Here is a 13,236-nt window from a genome sequence, read left to right on the forward strand (position 1 = left end):
CGGCGGTGGACGCACATCAGGCGGCCGTCGGAACACTGGCGCTGCGCTCGGCCGCCTCGACGTCCCCCGTCTCGCCCGTGCGGGACGCACGACCGCCCAGGACATAGACGTACGCCAGGAAGGCGACCTCTGCAGCGATGCCTATGCCGATGCGGGCCCAGGTGGGGAGGCCCGACGGGGTCACGAAGCCTTCTATGGCGCCGGAGACGAAGAGGACCAGGGCGAGGCCTATCGCCATGCCCACGGCTGCACGGCCCTCCTCTGCGAGGGCCGTGCGGCGGGAACGTGGGCCTGGGTCGATGAGGGTCCAGCCGAGGCGTAGTCCGGTGCCGGCGGCCACGAAGACCGCGGTCAGTTCGAGAAGGCCGTGCGGCAGGACGAGGCCGAGGAAGGTGTCGAGGCGGCCTGCTGAGGACATCAGGCCGAATCCGACGCCGAGGTTGAGCATGTTCTGGAAGAGGATCCAGATGACGGGGAGGCCCAGGAAGATTCCCAGGACGAGGCACATCGCGGCGGCTTGGGCGTTGTTCGTCCAGACCTGGGCCGCGAAGGAGGCCGCGGGGTGGCTGGAGTAGTACGTCTCGTACTCGCCGCCCGGGCGGGTGAGTGCGCGGAGTTCGTCGGGGGCCGCGATGGAGGACTGCACTTCGGGGTGGCTACCTATCCACCAGCCCAGGAGGACCGCGACCGCGGTGGACAGGAGTGCGGTCGGTACCCACCAGTGGCGCGATCGGTAGACGGCTGCGGGGAAGCCGTACGCGAGGAAGCGTGTGACATCGCGCCAGGAAGCGCGGCGGGTCCCCGTCACGGCGCTACGCGCGCGTGCCACGAGCTGGCTGAGTCGGCCGGTCAGCTGGGGGTCCGGGGCGCTGGACTGGATCAGGGAGAGATGGGTGGCGGTGCGTTGGTAGAGGACGACGAGTTCGTCGCTCTCGGCTCCGGTGAGGCGGCGCTGGCGGCGGAGCAAGGCGTCCAGGCGGTCCCACTCTGCCCGGTGGGCGGAGACGAAGACGTCGAGGTCCATCGGTTTGCCTGCTCCTCGGCTGCTCGTCAGGGGCTCGTCGTTGGTGTCAGCTTGTCGTACTGGGGCGCGATGTGGCCACAGCTTGGCAGACTGGCCGTTCTCGGGGCAGGTCAGGGGAAGGGCGGCGGACGTGAGTGAGCTGGTGACGGGCGAGGCGGTGGCGCTGGAACTGCGCCCGGCGAAGCTGCCCAGTAGAGCGTTGGCCGTGTTGCTGGATCTCGCCGTGGCCATGGTCGTCTACATCGTGGTGTCGATCGTCCTGGTCGCTTCCACGGCGTCGCTTGACGAGGCGGCGCAGGTCGCGCTGTCGATCGCGGCTTTCCTTCTCGTCCTGGTGGGCGGACCCATCGCGGTCGAGACCCTCAGCCATGGGCGCTCGCTCGGGAAGATGGCGTGCGGGTTGCGGGTGGTGCGGGACGACGGTGGGCCGATCCGGTTCCGGCACGCGCTGGTGCGGGGTGCCATCGGTGTCGTCGAGATTCTGATGACGTTCGGGGTCATCGCCTGTATCGCCTCGCTCGTTTCGGCGCGAGGACGGCGGCTCGGGGACGTCTTCGCGGGGACTCTCGTCGTACGGGAACGGGTGCCCGCTTCTCGGACCGGTTTCGTTCCTCCGCCGCCGCACTGGCTGGCCGGGCGGTTCTCGGGACTTGATCTGTCGGCGGTGCCGGACGACTTGTGGCTTGCCATCCGGCAGTACCTGACGCGCATGCATCAGCTGGATCCGCAGGTCGCATGGGCCATGGCCGAGCAGCTCGCCGCCGATCTCGCGGCTCGTACGGGGGCTCCGGCGCCGCAAGGCGTTCCGGCGGCCGCGTATCTGGCGGCCGTGGTGCAGGAGCGGCAGGCTCGGGAGGTGCGGCGGGCCTATGGGGACGGGGGCGCGGGGAGTGGACCGGCTGTCGGTGTCTGGCCGCCCGCCGGGGTGCCTGGCGCCCACGGCAACCCTGCTCCTTACCCGACGGCAGCGTCTCATCCGGGTGCTCAGGCTCCCCAGTCGTCCGGCACCTCTCCTGCTCCGCTTCCCTCTGCTCCTTCGCCGTCCCCGGACGGTGGTTTCGGGGACGCGGCGCCGGTAGCCGACCGCCCCTCCACCGGGTTCGCGCCGCCTGCGTAGTCCCGCTCGGGTCCTCAGGCGAAGACGGACGGCGGTGACTCGAGGTCTTCCAGCTCGATTCCGGGTGCCGCGAGCACCACGTCGCCGGCGATGTGCACGGTGTGCTGTTCGCCCGTGTCCAGGGCTGTGACCTGGTATTCCTCCACGGTCAGAGGGCCGTTGTCAGTGGCGTGTGCTTCTCTTTTCAGCAAGGCCCAGGACTGGTCCACGGTGCGCGGAGCGAGGACCGGGTCTGTGAAAGCGACGAGGCGTACGCGGGTTGCCGAGGCGGAGGGGGTGAGGCGCAGGAGACGGGTGGTGGCGATGAGGAACGCGGGGGATGTGCCGGTGAAGGCGTGGGCGCGGACATTGCCTTCGGTGGCATGAGTGCCGGTGGGGTCGGTGCGGACCCAGGTGACGCCTTCGAGGGCGGCGCCGCGCACCTGCCAGCTCGCCGCGTGGAGTTCGAGACGGATGGGGCGGCCGAGGTCGTCGAGGGTGAGGTCGACGGAGCCGCTGTGGTCGCCTGCGGGGGTGGTCAGCTGGGAGACGTAGCGCCAGCCGGATGGGCCGGGGGCGCAGTGGAAGTGCTCGTCTGCGAGGGGGGTGTGATCGTGCGGATCGTGGAGCGAATAACGGCCGCGGGGCATGGGGGTCCTGGGTCTTGACGGGCTGATCCGGGCCAAAGAGGCAGGCCCCCGGCACGGGGGTGCGGGGGCCTGCCCCGGAGGATCCGGTCTGCTGCTGGGCCGCGTGTCAGTTGTCGGTGAGCGCCGTCAGTGCACGGGCGGCGCTCACCACACGCTGGGGTGCCGGCTCAGTAGCGGTAGTGGTCCGGCTTGTACGGGCCCTCGACCTCGACGCCGATGTACGCGGCCTGCTCCGGGCGGAGCGTCGTCAGCTTCACGCCGAGGGCGTCCAGGTGGAGGCGGGCGACCTTCTCGTCGAGGTGCTTGGGGAGCACGTAGACGTCGGTCGGGTACTCGTCGGGCTTGGTGAACAGCTCGATCTGGGCCAGGGTCTGGTCCGCGAAGGAGTTGGACATCACGAACGACGGGTGACCGGTGGCGTTGCCCAGGTTCAGCAGGCGGCCCTCAGACAGCACGATGAGGACCTTGCCGTCGGGGAACTTCCAGGTGTGGACCTGCGGCTTGACCTCGTCCTTGACGATGCCCGGGATCTTCGCGAGGCCGGCCATGTCGATCTCGTTGTCGAAGTGGCCGATGTTGCCCACGATCGCCTGGTGCTTCATCTTGGCCATGTCCGAGGCCATGATGATGTCCTTGTTGCCGGTCGTGGTGATGAAGATGTCGGCCTTGTCGACGACGTCGTCAAGAGTCGCGACCTGGTAGCCGTCCATCGCCGCCTGGAGCGCGCAGATCGGGTCGATCTCGGTGACGATGACGCGGGCGCCCTGTCCGCGCAGGGACTCCGCGCAGCCCTTGCCCACGTCGCCGTAGCCGAAGACGACCGCGGTCTTGCCGCCGATGAGGACGTCGGTGGCGCGGTTGATGCCGTCGATCAGGGAGTGGCGGCAGCCGTACTTGTTGTCGAACTTCGACTTGGTGACGGCGTCGTTGACGTTGATCGCCGGGAACAGGAGGGAGCCGTCGCGCTGCATCTCGTACAGGCGGTGGACGCCGGTCGTGGTCTCCTCGGTCACGCCGCGGATCTCCGAGGCGAGCTGGGTCCACTTCTGCGAGCCCTCGGTGATGGTGCGGTCGAGCAGTTCGAGGACGACGCGGTGCTCGTCGGACTCGGCGGTGTCGGCAGAGGGGACCTTGCCGGCCTTCTCGTACTCGACGCCCTTGTGGACGAGCATGGTGGCGTCGCCGCCGTCGTCCAGGATCATGTTCGGGCCGCCGGAGGGGGTGTTCGGCCAGGTCAGCGCCTGCTCCGTGCACCACCAGTACTCCTCCAGGGTCTCGCCCTTCCAGGCGAAGACCGGGATGCCCTGCGGGTTCTCGGGCGTGCCGTTCGGGCCGACGGCGATGGCGGCGGCCGCGTGGTCCTGGGTGGAGAAGATGTTGCAGGACACCCAGCGGACCTCGGCGCCCAGCGCGACCAGGGTCTCGATCAGGACGGCGGTCTGCACGGTCATGTGCAGCGAGCCCATGATTCGGGCGCCGGCCAGCGGCTGGGTGGCGGCGAACTCCTTGCGGATCGACATCAGGCCGGGCATCTCGTGCTCGGCGAGGGTGATCTCCTTGCGGCCGAACTCGGCCAGGGAGAGATCGGCGACCTTGAAGTCCTGTCGGTTTTCGACAGTCGTCATTACGGGCTGCTCCTCGGAGTATGGGTCGAGGTGGGTAGGGCTGGTCTGCGCGGCGGCGGACACGGGGGTGCCCGAAGAGGGCACAGGCATGCCCGGTGCGCGCAGCGCAGTTCGTCGGAGGCCCTCTCTCCCTCGGTCGGTCCGCGGTGGGACCGCCCGACCGCCATCAGCAGCGACGTCTGGCTCCGTCCCAAGCTACACCGGACGGCCCAGCCGTCCCCAGTCCGCCTCCAGACACATCGTGCGGGGCATCGGCCGGATCGGGTGGTCGACGCCCCTGTCCGGCCGGTGCCGCAACGGGCAGGGCCCGCCGGAACTCGGCGGGCCCCAGGGGCGTAGGACTGGGAAATCAGTGTTCGGCGGGGTGCTGGGCCGGGCCGCCCGGGGTGGCCTCGCGGTCCGGGCCCTTGGCGGCTTCCGCCTCGCTGTAGATGTCCGGTTCGAGGTAGATGACTCGGGCGATCGGGACGGCTTCGCGGATGCGGGCCTCGGCGGCGTTGATGGCGGAGGCGACCTCGGCGGCCGTGTCGTCGTGCTGGACGGCGATCTTGGCGGCGATGAGGAGTTCCTCGGGGCCGAGGTGGAGCGTGCGCATGTGGATGATGCCGGTGACGGTGTCGCCGTCGACGACGGCGGTCTCGATCTTCTTGACCTCGTCGATGCCGGCGGCCTCGCCCAGCAGGAGGGACTTGGTCTCGGCGGCCAGGACGATCGCGATGACGATGAGCAGGATGCCGATGCAGAGGGTGCCGATGCCGTCCCAGACGCCGTCGCCGGTGATCAGGGCCAGGCCGACGCCGCCGAGGGCGAGGACCAGGCCGACGAGCGCGCCGAAGTCCTCCAGGAGGACGACTGGGAGCTCGGGGGCCTTGGCGCGGCGGACGAACTCCTTCCAGGAAAGGTCGCCGCGCAGCGGGTTGGACTCCTTGATGGCGGTCCGGAAGGAGAACGACTCCGCGATGATCGCGAAGACCAGGACGCCGACCGGCCAGTACCAGTGCTCGATCTCGTGCGGGTGCTTGATCTTCTCGTAGCCCTCGTAGACCGCGAACATGCCGCCGACGGAGAAGAGCACGATGGAGACGAGGAAGGCGTAGATGTAGCGCTCGCGGCCGTAGCCGAAGGGGTGTTGCGGGGTCGCTTCGCGCTGAGCCTTCTTGCCGCCGAGCAGCAGCAGGAACTGGTTGCCGGAGTCCGCGAGCGAGTGCACGGACTCGGCGAGCATCGACGACGAACCACTGAAGAGGAACGCCACGAACTTCGCTACCGCGATCGCGAGGTTGGCGCCGAGTGCCGCCACGATCGCCTTGGTGCCGCCTGACGCGCTCATGTGTTCGCGTTGTCCCTTCGTACGCCGTTCCCGGGCCCCGGTCGTACACCCTCGTACGCCCTCCCGGCCTTTGCCCGTCCTTTGCCAGTGGGCCATTGTTGCAGCCCGGTCCGACAGCGACGCGTCAGGCCACCCGTACCGCCTGCCTCAGGCGACCACCGTGGCACGGAAGATCGTGCCGGTACCGGATACTTCGACCTTTTCGCCCGCCGGGACGAAGACGGACTGACCGGGGGTCAGCTGTTCCTCCCCCGCCCTCACCGAACCCGCCGTGCAGAGCAGGATCTGCGGGGTCTCCAGGGCGAGGTCGTGGGCGACGGCTCCCTCGGGGAGGACGTAGCGGGAGAGGCGGAACTCGTCGATGGGGGTCTCGTAGACCTCCTCGCCGTCCGGGGATGCCTCCGGGCGCAGGACTCCGGGGTCGGCCGCCTCGAAGCGGACGATGCGCAGGAGTTCGGGGACGTCGACGTGCTTGGGGGTCAGGCCGCAGCGCAGGACGTTGTCGGAGTTGGCCATGATCTCGACGCCGAGGCCGTTGAGGTAGGCGTGCGGGATGCCCGCGCCGAGGAACAGGGCCTCGCCGGGCTGGAGGCGGACGTGGTTGAGGAGCATCGCCGCGATGACGCCCGGGTCGCCCGGGTAGTGGTGGGCGAGGTCGGCATAGGGGGCGTAGTCGCCGCCGAGGCGGGTACAGGCGGTGGTGGCCGCGGCGACCGTGTGGGCCATCTCCTCGCGGTCCGCGCTGAGTACGGCGGTGAGGACCTCGCGCAGGGCCGCCTCCTCCGGGTGGGCGTGCAGGAGGTCGACGTACGGCTTGAGGGAGTCGACACCCAGGCCGTCGACCAGGTCGGCGGCCTGGATCGGGTCGCGGAAGCCGCACAGGCCGTCGAACTCGGTGAGGGCGCAGATCAGTTCGGGCTTGTGGTTGGCGTCCTTGTAGTTGCGGTGGCCGGCGTCGACCGGGATACCGCGGCGCTCCTCGTCCTCGTAGCCCTCCTTGGCCTGCGCCAGGTTGGGGTGCACCTGGAGGGAGAGCGGGGCGCCGGCGGCAAGGATCTTGAGGAGGAAGGGCAGGCGCGGGCCGAACTTGGCGACGGTCCTGGGGCCGAGTTCGCGCTCCGGGGCCGCGTCGATCACCTCGACGAGGGTGCCGCGCTCCGTGCGCGAGGGTGCGCCCGGGTGGGCGCCCATCCACATCTCCGCCTGCGGTTCGCCGCTCGGCTCGACGCCGAGCAGCTTCGGGATGGCGGTGGTGGAACCCCAGGCGTAGGGGCGGATGGTGTTGTCGAGGCGGTCCATGCGCTTCTCTCTGCCGGTTCTTTCAGCCGTCGTCTCAGCCGGTGTCGCGGCCGTTGTCTCTGCGTACGACGCCGGTTCGCCGTGGGTACGACTGTCGGTTCGTCCCTCGTACGGCGGTCAGGGCGTCGACGCCAGGATCAGGCCCCCGAAGCGAGCGCCAGGTAAACGGCGGCGAAATCCGTGATGGCGATCAGTTCCGCGAGGGTCTCCAGTTCGCCGCCGGGCTCCGGCTCCAGTTCGCTGATCGGCGTGTCGTGGCTGAGGGCCAGGTCACGGGCGGACGGGGCGGCGGTGAGACCGCCGATCGGACGGTCGCGGAGTAGCACCACGCGTGCGTGCAGGGTGGGTGCCTCCTCCACGCGGTCGCGGAAGAAGTCGTCCGGGTCGCTGCCTTCCGCGAACGGGCCCGCGAGCAGGGCGTTGTGCGCGGCGAGCGCCTCCGGCAGTTCGGCGACGAGCGCGGGGCGGCCGGCGAGTTCGGCGAGCGCGGCGGCGAAACGGCGGCCCGCGGGACCCGCCGACGTGCCCTCCGTCCAGACCACCGGGAGCGCCTCGAAGAGCTCGGCGGCGAGGGTCTTGGCGGGGTTGCTGTAGGTCGCGATGGCCGGGCCGCAGCGTTCGGCGATGCCGTCGAGGCGGTCGGCGATCTTCTCCAGGGCGTCCGGCGGGGCGGTGAGCAGGCCGGTGCGGTCGAGGAGTGCGAGCAGTGGGGTGAGCAGCGCCCACAGGACGCCGGGAGCCGAGGCGGTGAGGGGTTCGTCCTGCTCGTAGGGGGCCGTCGCCATCGGGACGAACAGGCCGTGCGCGCCGTCTACCGCCTCCGTGATCGGGCTGCGGGCGGGGGCTACGGCTACGACTGTGCAGCCGCGGCGGTAGGCCTGCTCGGCGAGCAGGGACAGGCCCGGTTCCGAACCGTCGGGGGTGGCGATGAGGAGCAGGTCCACGGAGCCGACCCAGCCGGGGAGTTCCCAGCGCAGGGCGCCTGCGGCGGGGGCTACGCCCGTCGGGGCGAGCCTGGTCACCGGGCAGGCGGCGCCTGCCAGGGTGCCGAGGAGGTCGGCTGCGCAGGCCGCGGCCGCGCCGGGGCCCGCGATCAGGATGCCGCGGGGGCGGCCGTCGGGCTTGAGGTCGTTGACGCCGGCCTCGGCGGCGTGGCGGGCGGCCGTGCGGACGCGGGCGCCGGCCTCTGCGGCGCCGCGGAGCAGGCCTCGGCGGTCGGCCTCCGAGAGTGCCTCGGGGGCGTCTAGCAGCGATTCGTCGAGCATGGGCGGCAGCCTCCGATCGCGTGTCGTCGTTACGCGGGGCGGCGGGCCTCGTCGACGAGGAGGACGGGGATGCCGTCTCGGACGGGGTATGCCAGGCCGCAGTCCTGGCCTGTGCAGATCAGCTCGGTGTCCTGCTCCTTGAGGGGGGCGTGGCAGGCCGGGCAGGCGAGGATCTCCAGGAGGCCGGCTTCGAGCGGCATGGGGTGTCCCTTCGGGGCGGGTTCGTCTGTGTGTGCGTGTGCGGATGTGCCTGGTCAGGTTACCGCCGGTGGGGGTTGGGTGCGGGGGTTGGGCCGGCCGGGGTTGGGGTGAGCGTCGCGGTCTTTCGCCCCCGCCGCCCCTACCCGTCCCATCCCTGGGGGCTGCGCCCCCAGACCCCCCTTTCGGCCCTGAACGGGCCTCGTCCTCAAACTCCCCCAGAGGGGGGACCCCCAGACGGGCTGAGAACACCGCCCGGCATCTAGCAGTGACGCCGGACAGGTCCGATGAACCCGGCCGGCGTCCAGGCGTGCTCCTCTACGTGTCAGCCCCTGATGATCTCCAGTACCTCGTCCCTCACCTTGGTCATCGTTGCCTCGTCGCGGGCCTCTGCGTTCAGGCGGAGGAGGGGCTCCGTGTTGGATGGGCGGACGTTGAACCACCAGTCGGGGGCGGAGACGGTGAGGCCGTCCAGTTCGTCCAGGGTGATGCCCTCGCGGGACTCGTACGCCGATTTGATCGCGGCCAGGCGGGCCGTCTGGTCGTCGACCGTGGAGTTGATCTCGCCCGAGCCTGCGTAGCGGTCGTACTGGGCCACCAGCGCGGAGAGGGGGCCCTCCTGGCCTCCCAGGGCCGCCAGGACGTGTAGAGCTGCCAGCATGCCCGTGTCGGCGTTCCAGAAGTCCTTGAAGTAGTAGTGCGCGGAGTGCTCGCCGCCGAAGATCGCGCCGGAGGCCGCCATCTCGGCCTTGATGAAGGAGTGGCCCACGCGGGTGCGGACCGGGGTGCCGCCGTTCTCCTTGACTACCTCGGGGACGGTCCAGGAGGTGATCAGGTTGTGGATGACCACGCCCTTGCCACCGTGCCTGGCCAGTTCGCGCGAGGCGACCAGGGCGGTGATCGCCGACGGGGAGACCGGGTCGCCGTGCTCGTCGACCACGAAGCAGCGGTCGGCGTCGCCGTCGAAGGCGATGCCGAGGTCGGCGCCCTCCTCGCGGACCCGCTTCTGGAGGTCGACGATGTTGGCCGGGTCGAGGGGGTTGGCCTCGTGGTTGGGGAAGGTGCCGTCCAGTTCGAAGTACATCGGGACGAGGGTCAGGGGCAGGCTGGCGAAGACCGTGGGGACCGTGTGGCCGCCCATGCCGTTGCCGGCGTCGACCACGACCTTCAGGGGGCGGATCGAGGTCAGGTCGACGAGGGAGCGGAGGTGCGCCGCGTAATCCTCCAACGTGTCACGCTGCGTGATCGTTCCCGGCGTCCCGACCGGCTGCGGGGCGCCCGAGTCCAGCCAGCCCTCCACCAGCGCGCGGATGTCCGCGAGGCCCGTGTCCTGGCCGACGGGGGCCGCGCCCGCCCGGCACATCTTGATGCCGTTGTACTGGGCCGGGTTGTGCGAGGCCGTGAACATCGCGCCGGGCAGGTCGAACGCGCCCGACGCGTAGTACAGCTGGTCGGTCGAGCACAGGCCGATCTCGGTCACGTCGGCCCCCTGCGCCGCCGCCCCGCGCGCGAAAGCACCCGAGAGCCCCGGTGACGAGGGGCGCATGTCATGCCCGATCACGATCGCGCTCGCCCCGGCCACCTGGACGAAGGCGGCTCCGAAGAGCTCGGCCATCGACTCGTCCCACTGGTCCGGGACCACCCCGCGTACGTCATACGCCTTCACGAGCTGCGACAGATCAGCGGTCACGGCCAACCCTCCTGAAAGTCCTATCGGTCACCCCAAACTACCCGCACCGGCTGACAATCGGCTGTGTGGGAGCCCAGTGGACTCCCAGCCGTAACCTCAGGTCAGGGCAACAGATCAGGGCAGCATCCAGCCCAGCACCGGTGAACTCTGTCCGACCACGATCAGACACATCACCAGCAGCAGTCCGATGCTCCAGGGCAGCACCTTGCGCAGCAGGTCCCCCTCACGACCTGCGAGTCCCACGGCCGCGCACGCGATGGTGAGGTTCTGCGGGGAGATCATCTTGCCGAGGACGCCGCCCGAACTGTTGGCGGCGGCGAGGAGTTCGGGCGACAGCCCCGACTCGCGGGCCGCGGTCACCTGGAGGGCTCCGAAGAGCGCGTTCGCCGAGGTGTCCGACCCCGACACCGCGACGCCGAACCACCCGAGAACGGGTGACAGGAAGGCGAGTCCCGCACCCGCCGCCGCCACGAAGTGGCCGATGGTGGCCGCCTGTCCGGAGAGGTTCATGACGTAGGCGAGCGCCAGCACGGACGTCACGGTCAGGATCGCGAACCGCAACTCGTGCACGGTGGCCGCCCATTCCTTGACCGCCACGCGCGCGTGCACGCCGAGCACGACCGCTGTGCACAGGCCGGCGAGCAGCACGAGCGTGCCTCCCGTGGAGACGATCGGCCAGGTGTAGATGTTGCCGCCGACCGGTTTCCCGTCCGGGTTCGCGACGTTCAGGAAGGGCCAGTCGTACGTCCGTGTCGCCTTGGCCAGCCAGTCCTTGATCGCCGGGATCTGGGCGATGGAGAAGATGACGACGATCAGCGCGTACGGGGCGTAGGCGCGCAGGACTTCGGGCCGCGGGTCCTCCTCGTCGAGGTCCTCGCTCCGCACGCCGGTCAGCACGGCCACGCGTACGGGTTCGGCGGCGGGCCTGCGCGCCTGCGGTACGGCGACGAGGGCGCCCGCGCCCAGCAAGGCGGCGCCGATGTCGGCGAGTTGTGCGGAGACGTAGTTGGAGGCGACGAACTGGCCGACGGCGAAGGCCGTTCCGCAGGCGAGGGCGGGCACCCAGGTTTCGCGCAGCCCTCGCCGCCCGTCCACCAGGAAGACCAGGACAAGGGGCACGACCAGGGCCAGCAGCGGCGTCTGGCGCCCCACCACGGACGCCACCGAGTCCAGGGGCAGGCCGGTGACTTGGGCGAGCGTCACCACGGGCGTGCCCATCGCGCCGAAGGCCACGGGCGCGGTGTTGGCGACCAGCGCGACGACGGCCGCGCGCACCGGATCGAAGCCGAGCGCGACGAGCATGACCGAGCAGATCGCGACCGGCGCGCCGAAGCCCGCGAGGGCCTCCAGCAGGGCGCCGAAGCAGAAGGCGACCACGAGCGCATGGATGCGCGGGTCGTCGGACAGCCGCCCGAACGAGCGGCGCAGGATGTCGAAGTGCCGGGTGCGGACGGTCATCCGGTACACCCACAGGGCGTTGACGACGATCCACAGGATGGGGAAGAGGCCGAAGACGGCCCCCTGGGCGGCGCTGGAGATCGTCTGGTCCAGCGGCATGCCGTAGGCGAGCCAGGCGACCAGCGCGGCCGCCAACAGGCCGGTCAGGCCCGCCAGATGCGCTTTCAGACGGACGCCGCCGAGCAGGACCAGGACGATGACGAGGGGCAGGGCTGCCACGAGGGCGGACAGGCCCAGCGAGTTGGCGACGGGTTCCAGTTCCTGGACGTACACGGGCGCCTCCCCGGATTCCGCTATGCGGAAAGTGAATTCACACGGGTGACGGCATGGTCGTGTCCGCGACAACTCCAAGTCAATGGGCGTGCGTCACTCAGCGAAACGGAAGCGGTGGAGATTGGATGGAGAGGCGAGCCGACTGGGCCCCGTCCCGGGTCAGTTGTCCGGCGAGCGCAGCACTCGCAGGTGACCGCGGCGCGCGACCTCCATCGGGTCCGCGGCACGCGCCCCGCTCCCGCCGGCCTCCGCCGTCCGCTGCTGCGGTCGGGCCGCCTCGCGCACCGCGTTGGCGAGCGCTTCCAGGTCGTCGCCGCTGGGGCGCGCGGGGGCCGAGGAGTCGAGCAGTCGGACGACCTCCCAGCCCCGGGGGGCGGTGAGGCGCTCTGAGTGCTCGGCGCACAGGTCGTAGCAGTGGGGTTCGGCGTAGGTGGCGAGCGGGCCGAGGACCGCGGTCGAGTCGGCGTAGACGTACGTCAGCGTCGCGACGGCGGGACGGCCGCAAGCGGTGCGCGAACAGCGACGTACAGGGCTCACGACGTTGGACGGTACCGCACTCTTGAGCGGGCCGCGACGACTCTCCCCCGGGTCACTCCACCGTGTCGTGTTGTGAAACGCCCCACACGCCCCTCCGGACACACGTCCCTGACCTGCACAGATACCGCCTTCCGGCATGCGGAGCGATCCTGGTTCCGGTCACCACTCGGCACAAACCACGTCAATTGCCTTGAGAACGACGGTCTCGGAGAGACACGGAAACGAGCCCAACCTTGGCTGGAATAGTCATCCGGCGACATGCCCTACGGACCCTGATGTCGTCCCGGACGCCGCGCGGGTGTCGGGCACCCGGACTCGGCGGGGACTACGCTTCACCAGTGATGGACAACCCCGTACCGCCCCGTGCCGCCGGCCCCGGGCCCCGCCGCCGCGATCGCCACGGCCGGGGCATGCGCGGCCCGATCGCGCCACCCCAGGTGCCGCTCGCCGCGAGCCGCGCCGAGGCGTTCGCGGACCTGGTGCAGGACTCCGTGGAGCGCCTCGAACGCCGCTGGCCGCAGCTCGCCGACATCGATTTCCTCATCCTCGAGGTGCCGCGACTGGGCGGGTCCGGGGATGCGTGGAACGACGAGTCGGTTCCGCTGGGCGGCACGATCGCCGCCCGCGAGGGGCGTCCCGCGCGCGTGGTGGTCTATCGGCGGCCCGTGGAGATCCGCACGAAGGGGCGCGACGAGCGGGCGGCGCTGGTGCACGAGGTCGTGGTCGAGCAGGTGGCCGAGTTGCTGGGGCTGACGCCGGAGACGGTGGATCCGCGGTACGGGGAGGACTGA

The 13,236-nt window shown here is 70.6% G+C and carries 12 protein-coding genes and 1 pseudogene; 3 read left to right on the forward strand and 10 right to left on the reverse strand.

What is annotated here, in order from left to right; translation table 11 throughout:
• Positions 1-16: 16 nt before the first annotated feature.
• Positions 17-1,024 carry a stage II sporulation protein M gene (locus AC5DRG_RS20860; protein WP_491812078.1) on the reverse strand — a complete coding sequence of 336 codons (1,008 nt, stop codon included), beginning with the start codon at positions 1,022-1,024 and terminating at the stop codon, positions 17-19.
• A 130-nt stretch (positions 1,025-1,154) separates the two neighbouring features.
• Between AC5DRG_RS20860 and AC5DRG_RS20865 the strand changes: the two genes are divergently transcribed.
• Positions 1,155-2,141: an RDD family protein gene (locus tag AC5DRG_RS20865; protein WP_491812079.1), complete on the forward strand. Its 987-nt coding sequence runs from the start codon at positions 1,155-1,157 to the stop codon at positions 2,139-2,141.
• Between the two features lie 14 nt (positions 2,142-2,155).
• Here AC5DRG_RS20865 and AC5DRG_RS20870 read toward each other — a convergent pair whose 3' ends face one another.
• From AC5DRG_RS20870 to AC5DRG_RS20895, 6 genes are all read right to left on the reverse strand, one after another.
• Positions 2,156-2,770 (reverse strand): hypothetical protein, encoded by a 615-nt coding sequence (locus AC5DRG_RS20870; RefSeq protein WP_491812080.1) that lies wholly within the window; start codon positions 2,768-2,770, stop codon positions 2,156-2,158.
• A 167-nt stretch (positions 2,771-2,937) separates the two neighbouring features.
• The gene (gene ahcY / locus AC5DRG_RS20875) at positions 2,938-4,395 is read right to left on the reverse strand and encodes an adenosylhomocysteinase (RefSeq protein ID WP_491812081.1); all 1,458 of its coding nucleotides are present in this window, start codon (positions 4,393-4,395) and stop codon (positions 2,938-2,940) included.
• A gap of 349 nt (positions 4,396-4,744) precedes the next feature.
• Positions 4,745-5,725 carry a cation diffusion facilitator family transporter gene (locus AC5DRG_RS20880; protein ID WP_491812082.1) on the reverse strand — a complete coding sequence of 327 codons (981 nt, stop codon included), beginning with the start codon at positions 5,723-5,725 and terminating at the stop codon, positions 4,745-4,747.
• Positions 5,726-5,872: 147 nt separating this feature from the next.
• Positions 5,873-7,024, reverse strand: a complete 1,152-nt coding sequence (manA, locus tag AC5DRG_RS20885; RefSeq protein WP_491812083.1) for a mannose-6-phosphate isomerase, class I — start codon at positions 7,022-7,024, stop codon at positions 5,873-5,875.
• Between the two features lie 137 nt (positions 7,025-7,161).
• Positions 7,162-8,289 carry an SIS domain-containing protein gene (locus tag AC5DRG_RS20890; RefSeq protein WP_491812084.1) on the reverse strand — a complete coding sequence of 376 codons (1,128 nt, stop codon included), beginning with the start codon at positions 8,287-8,289 and terminating at the stop codon, positions 7,162-7,164.
• 29 nt (positions 8,290-8,318) lie between these two features.
• Positions 8,319-8,489 carry a Trm112 family protein gene (locus AC5DRG_RS20895; RefSeq protein WP_007382472.1) on the reverse strand — a complete coding sequence of 57 codons (171 nt, stop codon included), beginning with the start codon at positions 8,487-8,489 and terminating at the stop codon, positions 8,319-8,321.
• Positions 8,490-8,563: 74 nt separating this feature from the next.
• Between AC5DRG_RS20895 and AC5DRG_RS20900 the strand changes: the two are divergent.
• Positions 8,564-8,735: pseudogene (locus tag AC5DRG_RS20900) on the forward strand (cobyrinate a,c-diamide synthase); the annotation flags it as partial.
• Between the two features lie 77 nt (positions 8,736-8,812).
• Here the strand turns inward: AC5DRG_RS20900 and AC5DRG_RS20905 are convergent.
• The 3 genes from AC5DRG_RS20905 to AC5DRG_RS20915 form a co-directional block, all read right to left on the reverse strand.
• Positions 8,813-10,177: a phosphomannomutase/phosphoglucomutase gene (locus AC5DRG_RS20905; RefSeq protein ID WP_491812085.1), complete on the reverse strand. Its 1,365-nt coding sequence runs from the start codon at positions 10,175-10,177 to the stop codon at positions 8,813-8,815.
• 114 nt (positions 10,178-10,291) lie between these two features.
• Positions 10,292-11,908, reverse strand: a complete 1,617-nt coding sequence (locus AC5DRG_RS20910) for an L-lactate permease (RefSeq protein WP_491812086.1) — start codon at positions 11,906-11,908, stop codon at positions 10,292-10,294.
• A 159-nt stretch (positions 11,909-12,067) separates the two neighbouring features.
• The gene (locus AC5DRG_RS20915; RefSeq protein WP_491812087.1) at positions 12,068-12,445 is read right to left on the reverse strand and encodes a DUF3499 domain-containing protein; all 378 of its coding nucleotides are present in this window, start codon (positions 12,443-12,445) and stop codon (positions 12,068-12,070) included.
• Positions 12,446-12,786: 341 nt separating this feature from the next.
• On the opposite strand from AC5DRG_RS20915, the gene AC5DRG_RS20920 reads away from it, so the two are divergent.
• Positions 12,787-13,236: a metallopeptidase family protein gene (locus AC5DRG_RS20920; RefSeq protein ID WP_491813103.1), complete on the forward strand. Its 450-nt coding sequence runs from the start codon at positions 12,787-12,789 to the stop codon at positions 13,234-13,236.

Source organism: Streptomyces sp. JLBG701, assembly GCF_058544905.1.